Annotated in this window: 14 protein-coding genes; 10 read left to right on the top strand and 4 right to left on the bottom strand. The window is 39.0% G+C overall.

From position 1 onward, the window contains the following. Positions 1–344 precede the first annotated feature (344 nt). Positions 345–2,906, top strand: coding sequence for a TonB-dependent receptor plug domain-containing protein (locus QQK02_RS13985; RefSeq protein ID WP_284208700.1), 2,562 nt, complete (start codon positions 345–347; stop codon positions 2,904–2,906). A 70-nt stretch (positions 2,907–2,976) separates the two neighbouring features. Here the strand turns inward: QQK02_RS13985 and QQK02_RS13980 are convergent, their stop codons facing one another. From QQK02_RS13980 to tolC, 4 genes are all read right to left on the bottom strand, one after another. Continuing rightward, positions 2,977–4,065: a response regulator gene (locus QQK02_RS13980; RefSeq protein WP_284208699.1), complete on the bottom strand. Its 1,089-nt coding sequence runs from the start codon at positions 4,063–4,065 to the stop codon at positions 2,977–2,979. Positions 4,066–4,108: 43 nt separating this feature from the next. Next, positions 4,109–7,339: a hybrid sensor histidine kinase/response regulator gene (locus QQK02_RS13975; RefSeq protein ID WP_284208698.1), complete on the bottom strand. Its 3,231-nt coding sequence runs from the start codon at positions 7,337–7,339 to the stop codon at positions 4,109–4,111. 198 nt (positions 7,340–7,537) lie between these two features. Then, complete coding sequence (locus QQK02_RS13970; RefSeq protein WP_284208697.1) at positions 7,538–9,301, bottom strand: transporter substrate-binding domain-containing protein; 1,764 nt, start codon at positions 9,299–9,301, stop codon at positions 7,538–7,540. A 208-nt stretch (positions 9,302–9,509) separates the two neighbouring features. Further along, on the bottom strand, positions 9,510–10,850 hold the full coding sequence (tolC, locus tag QQK02_RS13965) for an outer membrane channel protein TolC (RefSeq protein WP_284208696.1): 1,341 nt from the start codon (positions 10,848–10,850) through the stop codon (positions 9,510–9,512). Between the two features lie 157 nt (positions 10,851–11,007). Here tolC and QQK02_RS13960 point away from each other — a divergent pair, with 157 nt between their 5' ends. From QQK02_RS13960 to QQK02_RS13920, 9 genes are all read left to right on the top strand, one after another. Further along, entirely contained in the window at positions 11,008–11,652 is a 645-nt protein-coding gene (locus tag QQK02_RS13960) for an NUDIX domain-containing protein (protein WP_284208695.1), read from the top strand. A 17-nt stretch (positions 11,653–11,669) separates the two neighbouring features. Further along, the gene (locus QQK02_RS13955) at positions 11,670–12,131 is read left to right on the top strand and encodes a DUF1249 domain-containing protein (RefSeq protein WP_284208694.1); all 462 of its coding nucleotides are present in this window, start codon (positions 11,670–11,672) and stop codon (positions 12,129–12,131) included. A 2-nt stretch (positions 12,132–12,133) separates the two neighbouring features. Then, positions 12,134–12,895 (top strand): metallophosphoesterase, encoded by a 762-nt coding sequence (locus tag QQK02_RS13950; protein WP_284208693.1) that lies wholly within the window; start codon positions 12,134–12,136, stop codon positions 12,893–12,895. A gap of 2 nt (positions 12,896–12,897) precedes the next feature. Beyond that, entirely contained in the window at positions 12,898–13,473 is a 576-nt protein-coding gene (locus QQK02_RS13945) for a YqiA/YcfP family alpha/beta fold hydrolase (RefSeq protein ID WP_284208691.1), read from the top strand. Positions 13,474–13,546: 73 nt separating this feature from the next. Next, on the top strand, positions 13,547–15,433 hold the full coding sequence (gene parE / locus QQK02_RS13940) for a DNA topoisomerase IV subunit B (RefSeq protein WP_284208690.1): 1,887 nt from the start codon (positions 13,547–13,549) through the stop codon (positions 15,431–15,433). A 335-nt stretch (positions 15,434–15,768) separates the two neighbouring features. Continuing rightward, positions 15,769–16,233, top strand: coding sequence for a TlpA disulfide reductase family protein (locus tag QQK02_RS13935; protein WP_284208688.1), 465 nt, complete (start codon positions 15,769–15,771; stop codon positions 16,231–16,233). Beyond that, the gene (locus QQK02_RS13930) at positions 16,233–16,640 is read left to right on the top strand and encodes a VOC family protein (protein ID WP_284208686.1); all 408 of its coding nucleotides are present in this window, start codon (positions 16,233–16,235) and stop codon (positions 16,638–16,640) included. Before QQK02_RS13935 ends, QQK02_RS13930 begins: the two co-directional genes overlap by 1 nt. Before the next feature lie 103 nt (positions 16,641–16,743). Beyond that, positions 16,744–18,645 (top strand): tetratricopeptide repeat-containing diguanylate cyclase, encoded by a 1,902-nt coding sequence (locus tag QQK02_RS13925; RefSeq protein ID WP_284208685.1) that lies wholly within the window; start codon positions 16,744–16,746, stop codon positions 18,643–18,645. Continuing rightward, positions 18,645–19,892, top strand: a complete 1,248-nt coding sequence (locus tag QQK02_RS13920) for a GGDEF domain-containing protein (RefSeq protein WP_284208684.1) — start codon at positions 18,645–18,647, stop codon at positions 19,890–19,892. Before QQK02_RS13925 ends, QQK02_RS13920 begins: the two co-directional genes overlap by 1 nt. Positions 19,893–20,006 lie beyond the last annotated feature (114 nt).

Genomic DNA, 20,006 nt, shown 5'->3' with positions numbered 1-20,006 from the left:
AGAAATTTTTTTATTTTTAGATGAAAAAAAATCATCTACCTTATTACGAAAATCTTCATAGTTTATTTTTGGTGTTGAAATCATTGTGTTGTATGGGTTTAAAGGGTTTGGTGCTAATTTTAAAAGTGAAATAACTATGTAATTATTTCGTACGAATTAGATCTGGTACGATCAGTTGATGGAATTCTGTGCTTTTTTTGACCGCTATTGGCTTGTAAACAGTTTGTAGCTGTTTTATAAAAGATATGTCAACAAAGACAATTACTGCTGTTCAGTAATAAAAATTTATAAAAATTAACTAGTTTAAAGCTAGTGATAATAAGAAATAATATAGGGAAGGAAACATGTCTAAAACATTTCGCACAGGCAGCTTAGCTATTGCTGTAGGCTTAGCGCTTGGCACTGTTCCAGCGTTTGCTGATGAAGCAGATGCTGCAGCAGCCAAAGATGTAGAAAAAATTGTAGTGGTAGGTTCTCGTGCCGCTCCTCGTTCAATCGCTGATTCAGCGGTTCCTGTAGATATTGTAGGCGGAGACGAACTAGGGCGCTCAGGCTCTTCTGATATGCTAGATCAATTAGCAACATCAGTACCATCGTTCAACGTACGTGCTCAGCCAATCTCTGATGCTGCAACACTTATTCGCCCGGTAAACTTACGTGGTTTATCATCGGATTCAACGTTAGTGCTATTAAACGGTAAACGTCGTCATCGTGCTTCTGTTATCGCTTTCCAAGGTGGTGGTGTTAACGATGGTGCACAAGGTCCTGATATTTCAGTGATTCCTAGTGTTGCATTGAAGCAAGTAGAAGTATTACGTGATGGTGCTGCGGCACAATACGGTTCAGATGCTATTGCTGGCGTAATGAACTTCGTATTGAAAGATGATTCTGATGGTGGTTCATTGTCAGTTAAAGCGGGTCAGTTTTATGAAGGTGACGGCGATACGGTAACGGTTGACGGTAACATTGGTTTACCATTAAGCGATGACGGTTTTGCTAACTTAAGCTTCCAATACAAAAACGCTGATGCAACTTCTCGCTCAGTTCAACGCCCTGACGCTCAAGGTTTAATTGATGCGGGTAATACTGCGGTAGGCGATCCTGCTCAAATTTGGGGTAACCCGGAAATTTCTGACGATATTACGATTTTTGGTAACTTCGGCTTAGATTTAGGCAATGATAAAGAAGCCTACATGTTTGGTAACTACTCTGAGCGTGATGTTGTAGGTGGTTTCTATTATCGTAACCCACACAACCGTAGCAACGTGTATTCAATTGATGGCGGTGAAACGTTGTTAGTAGGTGATATTGCGCAAGCAGGCGGCGCAGCGCGCACATGTGCTGTTGTTCCGGCAAATGTACCAAATGTTCTTGATACACAGGCTTATCAAGATATGGTTGCAGATCCTAACTGTTTCTCAATGAACCAAATCTTCCCTGGCGGCTATACGCCGGCATTTGGTGGTAACATTGTTGATACGTCATTAACCATGGGGACACGTGGTGATATTCATAGTGGCTTCTTAAAAGAATGGCATTACGATATTTCAGGTACTGTTGGTCGCAATGCATCTGATTTCAACTTATCAAACACATTAAACCCTTCTTTAGGTTTAGAGACACCAACATCGTTTGATACAGGTAAGTACATTCAACTTGAGAAAATGTTTAACCTTGATTTAGTTCGTGGTATCGAAATTGACTCGCTTGCTGAACCATTAAACTTAGCAATGGGTTTAGAGTGGCGTGAAGAGTCATTTGAAATTGTCGCTGGTGAAGAAGCTTCATGGAAAGCAGGTGATTTTGCTGACCAAGGTTTCAACATTGGTTCTCACGGTTTTAAAGGTTTTGGTCCAGAAGCTCAAGGTATTAATGAGCGTCGTTCTGTAGCTGCTTATATTGATACAGAAGCATACTTAACTGAAGACTTCATGGTTGGTGCTGCTATTCGTTTTGAAGATTACAGCACATTTGGTAACACAACTGACTACAAGTTAACGTTCCAATACTCTTTAACGGATGATTTATCATTACGTGGTTCAACAAGCACAGGTTTCCGTGCACCAACTGTTGGTCAAGCAAGTGTTGTTAATACGGCAACCTCGTTAGTCAATGGTGAGTTAATTCAAAGTTTCTTAGCGCCACCAACTGATCCACTTTCAGCGTTTTACGGTGGTAAAGAGTTAACACCAGAAGAGTCTACGTCTTACGCCTTTGGTGGTGTATACACAAGCGGTGATTTCTTCTTAACAGTTGATTACTACAACATTGAAGTAACTGACCGTATTGCGCAGTCTAGCCAAATCGATGTATTAGCTGAAGATTACGCTGAACTAGAAGCGTTAGGTGTACAAAACCCTGAGTTAATTTCAGCAGTAACTTACTTTGCCAATGACTTTGATACAACAACACAAGGTATCGATGTTGTAGCAAACTACTCTATGCAGTTATTTGACGGTGACACGCAATTTAGTTTTGCTTACAACTGGAATGAAACTGAAGTTGATAGCTTTAACCCTGATACTACAACATTAGGTAAAGTTCGTCGTTTAGAAGAAGGTATGCCAAATCACCGCGGTACATTAACGATGTCTCAACAGTGGGATAACGTTCAAATGTTTGTTCGCGCGAACTATTTCGGTGAGTACTTTGCAGTACATGCTGATGATGCGGAAGCTGGTGGTTGGAATGAAACAGCAGATGCTGCTGTAACATTTGATGCTGAAGTTAGCTATTTCTTCAACGAAGAATTCAGCGTAGCACTTGGTGCTAACAACTTGTTTGATCAAGAAGCACATAAGTTACCATCTAGTTCATATGGTGTGTTAGGTGCACAGTACTACGAAAGTGGTCCATTTGATTACAACGGTGGTTACTACTACGCAAAAGTTACATACAACTTCTAATTGAGTTGTTTAGATAACCTATTAAAAAGCCACTCAATTGAGTGGCTTTTTTATTGGCGTTGTTCGGCGTTTAGTTGTCTTGATAGGTTAGCGCAATGTCATTGAATTGCTCGGCAACCTCTAAAAAGCAGTCGACCATTGTTGGATCGAAATGACTACCACGACCTTCTTGAATAATAGCGACCGCCTTTTCATGAGGAAACGGTGGCTTATAAACACGTTTACTTATCAGTGCATCGTATACGTCTGCAATAGCCATTAATCTCGCTGAAAAGGGGATATCTTCGCCTGATAGACCTTCAGGATATCCACTTCCATCCCACTTTTCATGATGTGAATAGGCTATTTCTTTAGCAAAAATAAGAAAGTTGTCGGCACTGTCCATGGTTTCTTCTGCGGCAACAATCGCATCTCGACCGTAAGTTGTATGACGTTTCATGGTTTCAAACTCTTCATCAGTTAACTTGCCGGGTTTTAGCAATATACTGTCTTCAATGCCAACTTTACCAATGTCGTGTAATGGTGCTGATTTATATAAAGAAGTTATGACGTCGGGCTGCAAAAATGCTTGGTATTGCGCTAATTTTGAAATCGCTTTTGCCAGCGCTTTGACATAATACTGTGTTCGCCTAATATGATTACCTGTTTCTGGATCGCGAGACTCTGCTAACGCACCCATAGCAACCATAGCGACATCTTGTAACTCACTAAGTTGCGAGGTTCGTTTAATAACTTGTTGTTCAAGTACTTCGTTTTGACGTTCGAGGAAATCTTTTGACTGTTTAAGAATCAAATGGTTTTTAACGCGCTCTTTTAAAATAGGGGGGCTTATTGGTTTGGTAATGTAATCAACAGCGCCAAGTGATAAACCCTTAGTTTCATCATCAACCTGTGCTTTAGCCGTAAGAAAAATAACAGGAATATCTTTAGTTTCAGGTTGAGACTTTAAGCGCTGACAAACCTCATAACCATCCATTTCAGGCATCATAATATCAAGCAAGATGAGATCGGGCTGTCGTTTATCAACAATTTTAAGCGCTACCTCTCCTTTTAACGCAACTTGTACCGTATAATCTGATGACAATACGCCTTTTACAACTTCAATGTTGGCTAATGTATCATCTACAACTAGTATCGTTGCATTGTTTGCGGTGTTCATGTGTTTCTCCTTAATATTGTAACCTTCAACATATATAGATTAGTTAAGAAGCCTTAGTTATTAAAAGATTGAGTTGTTCACTTGCAGTTTCAAAGTCGTATTGACTAACCACCTCATAGATATTCTTAAGTTCATTGTTAATCTCAGTAGGTACAGCCATGCTCATAATGTATTCTAAGTCGTCAATCGCACTTGAGTCAAAACTATCTAATTTCTCATGAATAGCTAACAGTGATTCACGCAATGCATCTTCAGAAATGGCTTCTTTAGGCTTAGCCTTAAGTTGATTAACTGTTTTCGATTTGACAAGCCAGAGATTGATCGTCTCAATCATTTGATGGTGTTGACTTGAACATTGCTCTAGAAGTTTTTTAACTTGTTGTTCATCATACGGTTGACCTTTATCTTCAACGTTACACAGCAATATTTCTATTTTTTCTGCATTTTCGAGGATAAAGTTTGCACCAATGTTTGCAGCGACCCCTCTTAGGGTATGTATCGCTATAATTGCTTGTTTTAGATTATTCTCTGACAGCGCTTGGTTTGTTTTAATCAATGCGTCTTTTTGTGATTCAGCTACTCGTTCAAGGGTTCTTTGGTACAGTTTTTTGTTGCCAGCCATCCGCATTATGGCATTGCTGACATCAAAGCCAGGTAAATCAAAACTGAGTTCTTCATCGCTTGTCAGTTGTTCGTTTTCAGGTGTTGGTAATAAAGCATCATCAACGTGATTTGTCTTACCTTTAACCCACTTACTTAAGACTGAAAACACCTGCTTAGGATCGATAGGTTTAGGAAGGTGGTCGTTCATACCGACTGCGAGGCATTTATCACGATCTCCTTCCATGGCATTTGCTGTCATGGCAATAATGATAAGGCCTGCATGGTTTGGGTTTTCGCGCAATAATTCAGTAGCGGTATACCCGTCCATAACTGGCATTTGTATATCCATTAATACTGCATCGTAGGTGTTTTGATTAATTTTTTCGATTGCTTCTTCGCCGTTCCAAGCAGTGTCGACGTTAATTTTTGCCATACTTAGAAGCTCAACAGCAATTTGTTGGTTGATGTCGTTATCTTCTACAAGCAGCAAGTGTGCGCCAGCAAGACCGTAAGTTAAGTTTTCGTTGACAGGCGTAATACTTTTACGTTGTTTATGAAAAGCATTGCTCCCCATTACTGTCATAATGCTATCTAGTAACGTTGATGCATTTACTGGTTTCGTTAAAGAGCCGTCAATGTGTAAACCATCTGCTTCTGCTAACATGTCATCACGGTCATAGGCTGTGACCATTATATATTTTGGTTTATTAATTATTTCATTATTACCCTCAATAGCTTTACCTAGCTCAATGCCATTCATTTCAGGCATTTTCCAGTCGGCTAAGACAAGTGAAAAAGGCGTGTCATTTTGTTCTGCGGTAATTAACATGCTTAAAGCTTCTTGCCCACTGCTTGCCACTTCTGGCTTGTAGCTTAAGCTTGTTGCTAACGTCGCTAGAATCTGACGTGCAGCTTTTGAGTCATCAACAATTAATAGGGGTAAATGCTCTAAACTTTCAGGCGTAGCCAGGGTTTTACTTGAGGTTATCGGACTGACAGGAAAAACGGCGGTAAAAAAGAAAATGCTGCCATGACCATACTTGCTTTCTACCCATATTTTGCCGCCCATCATTTCCGTCAGCGTTTTACTAATGGTTAACCCTAAACCTGTACCACCATACTTTCTGGTTGTTGATGCATCTGCTTGGCTAAATGACTGGAATAAGCTATCAACTTGCGCTTCTGTCATACCAATGCCTGAATCTTCTACCGAAAATTCAATTAACACATCGCCTGTGTCGTGACGCTCTTTAAGTTTTGCTCTAACAATTATCTCGCCTTGCTCGGTAAATTTAACGGCATTATTGGTCAAGTTGATTAAAATTTGCCCTAAACGCAGCGGGTCACCAATCAAATTAATGGGGAGTTGAGGGTCAATATCTATGAGTAGTTCCAATTTCTTTTGTTGGCTTTTGTGAGAGGAGATTTGTACGAGATGGCCAATCGTTTCGTTTAAATCAAACGGAGTATTCTCTATCGACATTTTACCCGCTTCAATTTTTGAAAAGTCTAAAATGTCATTAATAATGCCTAGCAGTGCTTCAGCCGAGCTGTGTATTTTATTAACGTAGTCTTCTTGTTTTGTTGATAACTCTGTTTGTAGTGCTAAATAACTCATGCCGATAATCGCATTCATTGGCGTGCGAATTTCATGACTCATGTTGGCGAGAAAGTCACTTTTAGCTTGTGTTGCTTCTTCTGCTTTTGCTTTGGCTTTTTTCAGTTCTCTTTCCGCTTCTTTACGCATGGTGGTATTACGGATAAAGCCGGTATAAAAGACGTTGCCATCATTGTGAGTTTCGCTAACAGCAACTTCTATATCAATAAGGCTTTGATCATGGCGTACACCAATTAGCTCAATAAGCTTAGTTTCTTCGTTATTTTTGTTCTCTATGTATTTATGATGAAAAGGCGTGTTCATTAGTTGATAGATGTTCATCTCTAGAGCATCACTTGCTCGGTAGCCAAAAATCGCTTCGCAGGCAGGACTAAACTCAATGATTTGTCCATTGTCATCAACAACGACTATGCCATCTGACGCATTATCAATGATGCTTTGCGTACGCTCCATATTGGTTTGAAGCGCTTGAGTGCGTTCGTCGACTATTTTTTCTAATTGAGCATGTGAGCGTGCCAGTGTTTTTGTTGCGCGAGTACCCACTCGTAGCGTAAATAATGTTGAGCCAAACAATAACAACAATGTGATGAACATTACCGTCCAAATCGTGTTTTTAAAGGTGGTTAGCAAAGCAAATGACTCTTCGGCATCAATTTCAGCAACAAGGCCCATATTAATGGTTTGATCCCAAAGCCAACTACCAACAACGGTCACGCCGCGGTAGTCGTTATAACCTTCAAAGTTTTCACCCGATTTTTCTAGGGCTATTTGGTTAGCCATATAAGTAAGTGGCCAATTTGCAGCCGCTTGGGTTAGGGTACCTTTTTCTATAAGATTTTCACCAGGGTTGGCTATTCTCAGGTTCAACGAAGCACGCTGTTTTGGGTGAATCAATCCTATTTTTTTCAGATCATTTTCAAACCGAACGCTCGATAATAAAATGCCTGATTTATTTATCGCATAGGTTTCACCACTTTTGCCAATAAAGCCCGCTGAGAGAATTGATGAGAATGGCCCGTCAAAATCAATACGTTTGGCTAGAATTGCAATCACACGGTTTCTATTATTTACAATAGGTACACTGAAAAACATTGTGGGAGAATCTGCAGCGTGATGATCTTCATCGCGTAATTTTACATCTGAAGGGATGGGTGGAATAAAAACTAACTCACCTTTCTTTACTTGATTGAGTAGTGCAGGGTAGTGTTGATAAATGAGATTTTCACTACCAATATTTTCATCACGACGTGACTATAGACTTAGGTTATCGAGTGAAATGATGAAAAAACCTTTACCTTGGTTTTCTCCTTCTTTATAACGAATATGTTGCCTAATTTGTGTTTGGATAGGACTACTCGTTAACGCTTGTTTGTTATTTGGTAGTAATAAAAGCTCTTCAACCAACTCAACTAGCTGCTTATCTTTACTTAAACTATGTACATGGTTTAACTCGTATCTAGACCACTGCATCAGTCGTTGGTGTGTCGTGGTTAGCAGGGAATTTAAACTGTATTGTAACGATTGATTCGTTTGATTTTCGGCATGTTTGGTAACGAGAAAAGCTGTTAAAATCAATACGTTTGACAGTATGAGTAAACCACCCAATATTGAACGCCTAAAAAGTGGCGAACTAAACTTATTGGCAAGCTCTTTATCATTAGCTCTTAGTACAAGTGAACTGGTGATACTACCGATGATCAGTAATATGGTTAATGCACCTAGCGATAACCAGAGCATGTTTTTAGTATCATTTTGCTGCTTTATCTTAAGGGGGGCTTCTTGAGTAATCCATTTTCTTTGATTCGGGACAATATCGCTCATTTTAAGCGATTCTAGCCCTTTGACCATTATGCTGTGTAATATTGGGTGTTTATTAGTTGTTAATATATGCAGAGAATTGGGATAAATGACGTCTTCATCTATTTCTCTTAACCCACTAATATTATTGCCTTTAATATAGTCATTAACAGCAACTTTTGAATCAAGCAAAGCGTCGACTTTACCTGTTAAGACAAGCTGAATAGACGTTTCTAAGTTTGGGGTTTTAACCACGTTGATTGCTGGGAATAATTCATTCACTTTGTCTATTGTGGTGTAACCTTCAGGGATGGCGACAGTTGCATTGGTTAAATCAGTATTTGCATGAAAACTTCGGTTATCATCTTTTACGAAAAACAATTCGCGTACTAAGAAATAAGGCTTTGAAAATTGCCCATACTCTTTCCTATATTCCTGCATATAAGAATTTGGGATAACATCAATTTCGCCGGCCTTAAATTTAGAAAATATCTCATGCCAAGTGCCGACAACGATTTCAAGTTCTAATCCTGCTTTGTTGGCAATACGATTAATCAGCTCACCGCTTAAACCACTTAATTGACCGTTTTCTATCGATAGAATAGGAGGCGATAACTCAACACCTACTTTGATTTTGTTGTTAGCCGCCCAATTGGCTTCTTCTAGCGATAAGACAAAATCTGTTTCATCTTCACTAATGTTATTTTTATAAAGAGATCTATGGCTGATGCTTTCAATGAACGCGGATAACATCGACATGTAATCAGCTTTGAGCAAGTGATAATGATCGCTATTAATGAGTGCCATTGCCGACTGGCGCTGTTGCTTTTGTACAAGAGCAATCGCTTCAGTCTCGATCGCGACTAACTGTTGATTTGTTTTCTCGATACTACTAATCAGAGTGAAATCTTCGATAGACTTCTGATTTAGTAGCTGTTCAATCAGGCTTGTTAATTTTGGCTCATTTTCTTGATAGCGTGTTAACCATTTTTCGTCGCCGGAAAAAATGTAGCTTAATACTGATGAGGTGAGTACTTCGTCAATGTATTTTAATTCACCAGAAATGCGTTGAAGATCATCGTTTGAAAGCTCAGCACTTTTTTCACTAATAATATTCTCATCAGCTGATTGAGCATATGACGGCTGAATAGCAATCAATGAAATGAGATAAGTGATACACACTAATACTTTAAATAAAGCCAGCCAACTAGCTTTCATGAACTAAAATCCTTGTTATTCTTTTTACTTAAACCATATTAAATAAAGACGTGAATTTTTTGCGAGATTAATATTTAGTTAATTAAATATAACTGATGAAATCAATACTAGCTATCTGATTGTTAGAAAAATAATTAAGTAAATTAGAATTTTAGTCATAAAAAAACCACTCTTTTAGAGTGGTTTTCAATCAACATAAATTGTTGATTTAAATCGCTGGCTTTAGACCGCCTTGAATGGCAGCAATGTCAGCATCAGTGATAGTACCAGCAGCACGTTTTAACGCTAAAATTGCGTTAATGTATGCATAACGTGTTGACGATAGATTACGCTTAGCGTTGTAAAGATTACGTGTGCTATCTAGTACGTCAACGATAGTACGTGTACCTACTTCAAAACCTGCTTCTGTTGCTTTTAATGCACTTTCTGCAGAAACAACTGATTGCTCTAATGCTTTAATTGCTGAAACTGTCGCAATAACCGTGTTGTATGCGTTACGTGTGTTACGTACCACACCACGCTGCGTTGATTGTAAGCCTTGGCTTGCTGCTACATAGTTACTTTGTGCTTGACGAACAGCACTTGAAATAGCACCACCAGAGTAGATTGGTACATTAAGTTGTACACCAATAGACGACGTGTTTAGCCAAGGTTGATTTGTTTCAATATCGTTTGTTTTAATTGTACTATCAGAATCTTGGTAGCTTGCTTGTAAATCTACCGTTGGGTAATGACCTGAACGAGCAATATTGATGTTTTCTTTCGAAATATCAACAGAAACCTTTTGACCTAAAATTTCTAAATTTTTCGTTTCTGCTACTTGTTGCCATTCATCAGCACTTGCTGGTGCTGGCGCTGATGCGCTAAAACGGTTTGTATCTAAAGTGTCTAAATCGCGAGGATAAACATTGGTAATCTCACGTAATGTTTCATTAGCATTAGCGAGAGAGTTTTCAGCACGAATTACATCTGCTACAGCACTATCGTATTGAGCTTGTGCTTCGTGTACGTCGGTAATGGCTGTTAAACCAACAGAGAAACGTTGTTTAGTTTGCTCTAATTGACGTTCAATTGCTTTTTGTTCTGCATTAGCAAACTCTAAATCGTCTTGTGAACTCAAGACGCCGAAGTAAGCATCAGCAACACGTACAATTAAGTCTTGCTTTACCGATTGGTAAGCTAAATCGCTACGATGCGCCGCTTTTTTAGCATTATCAAGTGTTAACCATGTGTCGTGATGGTATAACTGCATTGAAAGGCTGGCACCCCAAGTCGTATTGTCAACATCACTTTCAATCACGTTACCGGCTAAAAATGATTCACTACTACCTGCGCTAACGCTCGCAAATGCATTGATTTGTGGTAGTAATACAGCACGTGCTTGTGTAATACCTTCTTTTGATGCTTCAAACTCTGCTTGAGCTTTTAAGATCACCGGATCGTTGGCAAGTGCTAATTGATAGTTTTCTAAAATGTCAGAAGACTGAGCTGAGAAGCCAATACTTGCACTTGCTAGACCAATCATAACTGATAGCAATTTGGTTTTCATATTTAACCTTTTCCCTTGTAGCTGATTGCTAATTAACTTTTAACGGCTATGGTAAAGTGTTTACGGCACTAACCAAAACTAATAACTGTTTAATATCTAACTGTAGTGTAACAAATTATTTTTTTTTTACATTTTTAAATCTAGGATAAAACGTATCATGTCTAAAACTAAAAGTCTTTTATTTCAATACGATAGTAATGAGTTTGAAGTGAAATCCATTACAACTTGTTACAAAGGCTTCTTCTCAATTAACAAATACGCATTAACACATCGTAATTTTGATGGTCAAAACAGTGGTTTGATCGAACGCGAGATCTTTGAACGCGGCGATGCGGTTATTCTATTGCCTTATGATCCGATAAGAGATGTTGTTGTTTTTAATGAACAATTTAGAGCTGGTGCCTTAAATCGTAGTTACTCCCCGTGGCTGTTAGAATTTGTTGCAGGCATGTTTGGTGAAAATGAAGATCCTGTTGATGTCGCAATAAGGGAAGCCAAAGAGGAAGCGAATCTCGATATTGAAAAAAACGACATCTTTCATATTATGAATTATTTATCGAGCCCTGGCGGAACGACAGAGCAATTGCATTTATATGGGGCGATTGTTGATAGTGAGGGGGTAGGTGGTGTTTATGGTTTACCAGAAGAAGGCGAAGATATAAAAGTTCATGTCATAGACAGAGAAGAGGCTATGGCATTGCTTCATACAGGCAAAATCAATAACGCTGCTACCATTATTGCGCTACAATGGCTCGCCTTAAATGTTGATGATTTGCAGGCTAAGTATGCTCGCGATAGATAGCAACAATAGGTGATTTTGTGACGTTTTTTAAAAAATATCGACCAAACCTCGTTAGTTTAATGCAACTGAGTGAAGCGAACTACATGTTAATGCTAAAACTATTAGCGGATAAACGTGTTGTGGGTGAGGTGCGTGAATTTTTTATCAATGAACATTTATCCTACCAACTGACTGTGCAAGAGGTTACAACATACACCTCAATGGTGTCTTTTATGCAGGTCAGTGATTTTGCTTCATCAGTAAGTCATCATTTTCAGCCACATATGCAAATAAGGCTTTATCATGATGCTCGTATGAGCGAAGTGATTCATAGTCAGCATATGCACAGAATTAAACCGAGATATGATTATCCTAACAAGAGGATGCATTTGCCGGATGAAAAAAGGCAAATTATGTTGTTTTTGAAAGAGTGGCTACAAATCTGTTTAAGCCAAGGAAAAACAACCTTGCATCAAACATCGCAAATATCTAAAAGTTAATTATGACAACATTTGCTCAAATCAGTGATTGCCATTTGTTTGCAACGGACACTGGAAAACACTTCGACGCGTTAGTATACCCACAGTTAATCAGCGTACTTCAACAGATAAAATGTCAGCCAGAAATTGAATTTATTATTTTCACCGGCGACTTGAGTCAAGATCATAGTGCACAGTCATATCAATGGTTTAATCAAGCTTTTGTTGATACTGGCATCACTTGCCCTGTTTATTATCTTGCTGGTAATCATGATGAGCCGAAACTTTTTAGTCGCTATCTTACTCACTCGGTGTTTGAGCCAAACAAAACGATTGAAGTAGGTCGTTGGCAACTTCAGCTACTTGATAGTAAAAGTGAAACACCAGCTGGCGTTTTATCTGATACACAGCTCGACAGAATAGCTTCTTCCAACAAGACTAAATTTCAATTCTTGTTGATGCATCATCATCCTATTGATGTGGGGTATTTTATCGACAGACATGGCCTAAAAAATCAAGAGCAACTTTGGCTGGAACTAGCTGAACTGCCCCATGTTAAAGCCATTAGTTGTGGTCACGTGCATCGCGCTATGTCACTTTCAATACCAGACGGGCATTGTCACCCATTGAAACTTTTCTCGTGCCCTGCTACTTCCATTACCTTTGGTATGCACGATAGTGAGCTCATCGCGCAATATGATCAAATTGGCTATCGTCGCTTTACCTTATATAGCGATGGCAACCTAACATCTTCAACGCACTATATCGAAGCGATTACGTCATAAAAATGAACAAACATATACTCTATATCCACGGCTTTATTTCATCTCCTCAATCTCATAAGGCGCAATTAACCAAAGCATACTTTGCTCAACACTTTCCTAGCGTTCGTTTTCATTGCCCTCAAGTAGCGTCCACACCCAAAGCAGCGATAAAGCAGCTAACTAAGATTGTTGAAGAATGTCCTGATGACGATTGGTATTTTATCGGCTCTTCATTGGGCGGTTATTTTTCGACATACTTTGCTGAAAACTTTCAGCGGCCAGCGGTATTGATAAACCCTGCTATTAAGCCTTACGAGCTGTTGATTGATTATCTTGGTGAGCAAACCAATCCCTATACACAAGAAACATTTCATGTCACGAGAAGCTTTGTTGATGATCTAAAATGTTTGGAACAGCAGCAAATTACAGAAAAAAATTATCTTGTCATGGTACAAACCCACGATGAAGTGTTAAATTATCAAGAAGCAGTAGAGAAGTTCGACAACAGCCAGTTAATTGTCCAACAAGGTGGTGATCATAGCTTTGTTGAGTTCGAGAAAATGCTCCCAACTATTGTTAATTTTTTTCAATTACCGTAAAACTATAAGTTAAGTGTGTAAACACCGCATTTAGCTTTTAGTAAACAATAACTATAACGATTAGATACCACTCATGAGTGAACAATATAATTCAGATTCTATCGAGGTACTAAGTGGTTTAGAACCAGTACGTCGACGCCCGGGTATGTATACCGATACCAACCGACCAAACCATTTAGGTCAAGAGGTTATCGATAACTCTGTTGATGAGGCATTAGCAGGCCACGCCCAAAACATTACGGTTATTTTAGATAAAGATCAGTCGCTTGAAGTGCTTGATGACGGTCGAGGCATGCCAACCGATATTCATCCTGAAGAAGGAGTGTCTGGCGTTGAGCTTATTTTTAGCAAACTGCACGCTGGTGGCAAGTTTTCCAATAAAAACTACCAATTCTCTGGTGGTTTACACGGTGTCGGTATTTCTGTTGTTAACGCGCTGTCAACTCGTGTTGAAGTGACGGTAAAACGTGACAGTAAAGTTTTTGAAATGGCCTTTGAAAGCGGCGAAAAAGTTGAAGAGCTCAAAGAAGTTGGGTCAGTAGGAAAGCGCAATACCGGGACGCGAGTAAAATTTTGGCCGGATGCCAGTTACTTTGATTCTTACAAATTTTCCGTGCTTAAACTAAAGCATTTATTAAAAGCTAAAGCGGTACTTTGTCCCGGCTTAACGATTAAATTTCAAGATAAAAACGACGGTTCTAAAGAGCAGTGGTGTTATGAAGATGGCTTGCGTGATTATTTAAAAGAGTCGGTTAAAAGTTATGTTAGTTTACCTGAAGAACCTTTTATCGGCAGTTTCTCATCTCAAAATGAAGCCGCAGATTGGGCGGTAACCTGGTTACCTGAAGGTGGTGAAGCAATTGGCGAAAGCTATGTGAATCTAATACCAACGATTCAAGGCGGTACCCATGTAAATGGTTTAAGACAAGGTTTACTTGAGTCAATGCGTGAGTTCTGTGAATTCAGAAACATGTTGCCGCGTGGGGTTAAGTTAACACCTGACGATATCTGGGATAAGTGTAGCTACATCTTGTCGGTAAAAATGCAAGATCCTCAATTTGCCGGACAGACAAAAGAACGTTTATCGTCTAGGCAATGTGCAGCGTTTGTCACTGGTGTTGTTAAAGATTCATTTAGCTTATGGCTCAATGAGCATACTGAAATTGCAGAGAGCTTAGCTGAATTCTGTATCACCAATGCACAAAAACGCTTACGCGCAAGTAAAAAGGTTGTTCGTAAGAAAGTAACTCAAGGGCCAGCGTTACCTGGTAAGTTAACCGATTGTGGTAGCCAAGATCCTACTCGCTCTGAACTGTTTTTAGTAGAGGGTGATTCAGCTGGTGGTAGTGCCAAGCAAGCGCGAGACCGCGAAATTCAAGCGGTGATGCCGTTGCGTGGTAAAATTCTTAACACCTGGGAAGTTGATTCTGGGCAAATTCTAGCCTCGCAAGAAGTACATGATATTTCAGTGGCTTTAGGCATTGACCCCGATAGCGAAGATTTAACGAACTTGCGCTATGGCAAAATTTGTATTCTTGCAGATGCCGACTCAGATGGTCTTCACATTGCAACCTTATTATGTGCATTGTTTACTCAACACTTTTTACCTTTAGTACAAGCTGGCCATGTTTATGTAGCTATGCCACCGCTTTATCGTATCGATGTTGGTAAAGAAGTATTTTATGCGCTAGATGAAGCCGAAAAAGACGGTGTTCTTGACCGCATTGAAGCAGAGAAAAAACGTGGCAAGGTCAATGTTCAACGCTTCAAAGGCTTGGGTGAGATGAACCCGATGCAATTACGAGAAACAACGATGGACCCGAATACTCGTCGCCTTGTTCAATTAACAGTAGATGAGTTTGATGAAACCATGGAAACCATGGATATGTTGTTATCGAAAAAGCGTAGTGGCGATCGTAAAGACTGGTTGCAACGCCATGGTGATATGGCGCAAATCTAGCTAATCTGTAAAGCTAGTTTGTCGGGCAAATTTAAGAAGAATAACCGGGAATTAGACACCGAATTCGCAGGCTGTAAAGGTTATTTTGTGAATAGCCATAAACTTAAATTTCAATTAGGTGCTTATTAAACAGTTACGCAAGATTCAGCGCATGATGGCGGTGAATTTAGTGGCTTAACGATTACTGCTGGTATGCGAGCTTAATGGTAATTTAAACCCGTTTATTTAGGAAGGGAGTATTTTTAATACTCCCTTTTTTCTTGGTAGCGAGCAAAACTTGCCGTTGTATAAGGCAATCAGTACACTGACTAAAACTCTAAAAACGCAGTGTATTTATGAAGCTTATACAATCTTTTATCGCTTTTATGTTCTTATTCAGTTGCTCCTCGATAGCTGATACAAATAGTCAATTAAACGCCAAACTTGCGTCCTTAAGAGGACAAGTCGTTTATGTTGATTTTTGGGCGTCTTGGTGTGGTCCATGTCGAGAATCGTTTCCTTGGTTAAATGAGATGCAAGCGATTTATAAAGATCAAGGATTTAGCGTAGTAAGTGTCAATGTCGATGCACAAAAGTCGTTTGCATTAGAGTTTTTAGCAACATTCCCTGCCGATTTCGAGGTAATCTATGATCCTAAAGGTAAAATCGCTAGAAAATATGATTTGAGGGGGATGCCGAGTAGTTTCATCGTTGATCGCCAAGGACAAGTCGTTGCAACACATGTGGGATTTAACGACACCAAAAAACAACAATATCAGCAAGAAATACTCTCTCTTTTAGCATTGGCAGAGGACAAGTAATGAGTATTGAAAATAGACTTCATCGCAGTATTTGTCATGCATCACTCGGCACCAATCAACTAGACAAAGCTATTGCATTTTATCAACAGGTACTGGCAACACTTGATATTGAAAAAGTTGCGCATTACGAACATGCGGCAGCCTTTGGTAAAGGTTACCCTGAATTTTGGATTCAATTACCTTTTAATCAGCAGCAAGCGAACGTTGGCAATGGCACCCACTTGGGTTTTGTTGCAGTAAGTAAATCGCAAGTTGATGAATTTTATGCTTTGGCTATTGAACTGGGGGCAAAATGTAATGGCAAACCGGGTCCTCGCGCCGACTATGGTGACCCGTATTACGGTTGTTTTGTTTATGACTTAGATGGCAATAGAATTGAGGCTAGTTACTGGGCTTTGACGTCTTGATTGTTAATGAAGTGTTAGCTTTTAAATCGCTGATTCATTAGTTGTTTTTGGTAATGATCGCTTTATACTAGCTAGTAATGAACAAGTATATTTAGGAATAAATGTGAGCAAAAATAAGACGATGTTTAGCGCTCTTAAAAGTATTGTATTTACGTGCACGTTTATTTTGCCTATTACCCTAACTCACCTTGTTTATGCGAACAATTCTGCGAGCTACGCTGAGTTTGAATCGCAAATTAAAGAATTAGAGAAAACTGCGCCCCAACAAGTTCCTGCACTTCTAGATGAGCTTAAAGATGATATCGAGCAATACAGCTTATCAGATCAAATTAAGTACTATTTATTGTCCGCTGATTTTTTCAATAATCGGGGCAACTTTACTACAGCTAACACGCTAGCTAACAAAGGGTTAGAGCTTGCAAAGCAGCAAATGAGTCCAAGTGCGATTATTTCTGAGTTACTGTATTCACGAGGTTTTGCGCTAGAGAATTTGGGCGATAGCAAAAGCGCAATGAGAGATTATCAGCGAGGTACACAACTTGCTGAATCGTTAAATCATAAAGTTTATACCGCATACGGCTATATCAATATTGGTGCCATGAAATATTTAGCACGCCAATATCAAGAATCGTTGCAAACCTTAAATAAAGCCAGAAACATTGCTGAACAAGCCGATGATTCCGAGTTACTGGGTTACCTTTATTCCGAGTTAGGTATTTTACATAGTTATATCAATGACGTAGAAGCATCTTTAGATTTTTATGAAATGAGCTTTAATAACTATGTTAAAGCTGGCCAAACGGTTTTTGCCTCAAATGCACGTTTGAATACGGCAAGTGCTCTAATGGAGTTAAACCGTTACGACGAAGCCATCATTGTTTTAAAAGATGTCTTAGGAAAATATGAAAATGAAATGAGTCAACGACTTGCTTATTATTTTTATACGCGCCTAGCGACTTGTTACAGTGAATTGGAAGAGCCTAATTACGAGTTAGCGTATCAATACTTAATGACTGCTGGTAAGTATATTCAAGGTACAGACGCTCATGATGTACCTGTATTTTATTTGTTAGAACGTGGCGAATTGCTACACCAACTTGATCGACATGTCGAAGTTGATGAGGTATTAGCGCAAGCTAGCGAAATGATTCCATCAATGAGTAACGTCAATCAGCTGTATTCTAATACCCACTTTTATAGCTTAAAAGCACGCTCATTGTATAAACAAGAGCAATTCGAAGATGCTTTAGCAAATCGCAAGGTTTTGCATCAACTTTTGCTTGATCGTTATGAAAAAGAGCAACAAGATGAAGTCGATGAGATGAGAATGCGCTTTGAAAGTGAGCAGGCTGATGTTGTTGAACAAATTTTACAAGAACAAAAAGCAATAAATAATATTGCTTTAGAAAAAGCTAAAACGCTTTCTCAATTTCACTGGCGTGTGGCTTTAGGTACTTGTGTCATTGCATTATTAGTTGCTTGGGGGTTTATAAAGTTAGTGCGTAAGCAAGAAGTACTTAAGCACGCTTCAGTTACCGATCCTTTAACGGGGGTGGCAAATCGATATCAGTTACTACGTGAGGCCGATAAACTCATTGATACCAATACGCCGTTTAGCATACTAATTTTAGATATTGATCATTTTAAGGTGGTCAATGATACGTTAGGTCATAGTGTGGGTGATAAAGTCATTAAAAAAGTCGCGCAACTAGGAGGAGACTCCATGCGTCAAAAAGACACCTTTGTTCGTTTAGGCGGTGAAGAATTTGTTGTGCTATTGCCTAGTGTTAACCTTAAACAAGCGCAAGAAACAGCTGAACGTTTACGCATTCTCGTTAGTCAATTCCCATGGCAAGACAAGCTCAATACACCACCAATTACTATTAGCTTAGGTGTTGCAGATTCAACAGTTGTAGAGTCAAATGTTATTGAAGAAATACTTAAGGTAGCTGATGAAAAGCTTTATGAAGCGAAGTCTCTAGGTCGAAATAGGGTGTGTAGCTAATGAGGTATTTAACCGGTATCGTGATGCTAGTTTTGCTGACTATAAGCACGTTCTTGTCAGCTAATACTTTCACAAATCTAAATGTTAAAGCCAGTAAACATCCGTTATTAGATAGCACGGTAACCTTTGTATTGCGCGATGACATTACGGCGCTTTTTGATGCTGACAATAGGTTTGTCGGTGACTTACCTCAAGTTAATGCAATGATGACGCAAAATTCGGGATTAAATGATGCCGAGTGGTACTTACTGTATTTAGGTCAGGCAATTAGTTATCAAGCCAATGGTCAAAGTGATCTTGCTCATCAAGCTTATGAAAAAGCGACAGACTATGAAGCAAATATCAGTGAGAGTCAGTCGGCGTTGCCCTTATTTAATCAACGTTACTTATTACAGTCTGAACTCTATGAGCAACAAGAGCAGTTCCAGTTGGCCTATGATCAACGCGATGAATATTTTGACCGAATGATAATTTATTACAAAGGGTTAAATAAAGCACGTGTTGAAGAGCTTAAGTTAAAGTATCGAACCGAAACAAAACAAAATAATAACGAGCTTTTGAAAAACCAAAATGCGTTAAAAGAATTACAGCTACAAAAGCTTGCACAGCGTAAGCAGCAACGTTTTTACTTAACCATTGTCATTTCGTTAATTATCTTAGTGTTCATCGTGTTGATTGTTAGGCAAGTGCAGGTTAGAAAAAAACTAAAAGTGTACGCAGAAACCGATCCGTTAACTGGGCTGTCGAACAGAAAGGTATTATTTGAGAAAGGTGCTAGAGCAGTTGAAATCGCAAAACAAGAGCAAAAACCTTTGTCAGTTATGCTCTTCGACCTAGATCATTTTAAAATGATAAACGATGAGTACGGCCATCAGCTTGGTGATGACGCGTTAAAGGTGATAACCAAGTTAGCGCAAGAAACTGTGCGTTCGAGGGATTTACTAATTCGTTTTGGTGGTGAAGAATTTATCGCTGTGTTGCCAGATGCAACGATAGAGCAAGCTAAAGCAATGGCTGAACGTTTACGTGAAAAGCTTGCTCAATATACGCCTCAGGCACCATTGAAGAATAACAGTATTACAGCCAGTATTGGTGTTGCAACACTTAAAGCCGATATGACCCTAGATCAGTTAATTCATCATGCCGATATTGCGATGTATGAAGCGAAGTTATCGGGTCGCAACCAAGTATTGATATTTAATAGTGAAATGCAGGATAAATCGATTAATTGTCGTCGAAATAACTAAATAATCCGGCTTTGCTATTTTTTCTATTTTGAGAATCATATAAGCTAACTACTGAATATGATTTTTTAATTCATACCATAATAACGATATTAAATTCAGACCAATGATTTGTTG

The sequence above is a fragment of the Thalassotalea eurytherma genome (assembly GCF_030161415.1).
Lineage (GTDB): Bacteria > Pseudomonadota > Gammaproteobacteria > Enterobacterales > Alteromonadaceae > Thalassotalea_G > Thalassotalea_G eurytherma.
Note: the sequence above shows the minus strand (reverse complement) of the source record. Positions and strands in the feature narration are given on the sequence as shown.

Coding starts and splice junctions, on each gene's coding strand:
- QQK02_RS13985 (WP_284208700.1), top strand. CDS start 345: ATGTCTAAAACATTTCGCACAGGCAGCTTAGCTATTGCTGTAGGCTTA.
- QQK02_RS13980 (WP_284208699.1), bottom strand. CDS start 4,065: ATGAACACCGCAAACAATGCAACGATACTAGTTGTAGATGATACATTA.
- QQK02_RS13970 (WP_284208697.1), bottom strand. CDS start 9,301: ATGAAAGCTAGTTGGCTGGCTTTATTTAAAGTATTAGTGTGTATCACT.
- tolC (WP_284208696.1), bottom strand. CDS start 10,850: ATGAAAACCAAATTGCTATCAGTTATGATTGGTCTAGCAAGTGCAAGT.
- QQK02_RS13960 (WP_284208695.1), top strand. CDS start 11,008: ATGTCTAAAACTAAAAGTCTTTTATTTCAATACGATAGTAATGAGTTT.
- QQK02_RS13950 (WP_284208693.1), top strand. CDS start 12,134: ATGACAACATTTGCTCAAATCAGTGATTGCCATTTGTTTGCAACGGAC.
- QQK02_RS13945 (WP_284208691.1), top strand. CDS start 12,898: ATGAACAAACATATACTCTATATCCACGGCTTTATTTCATCTCCTCAA.
- parE (WP_284208690.1), top strand. CDS start 13,547: ATGAGTGAACAATATAATTCAGATTCTATCGAGGTACTAAGTGGTTTA.
- QQK02_RS13935 (WP_284208688.1), top strand. CDS start 15,769: ATGAAGCTTATACAATCTTTTATCGCTTTTATGTTCTTATTCAGTTGC.
- QQK02_RS13930 (WP_284208686.1), top strand. CDS start 16,233: ATGAGTATTGAAAATAGACTTCATCGCAGTATTTGTCATGCATCACTC.
- QQK02_RS13920 (WP_284208684.1), top strand. CDS start 18,645: ATGAGGTATTTAACCGGTATCGTGATGCTAGTTTTGCTGACTATAAGC.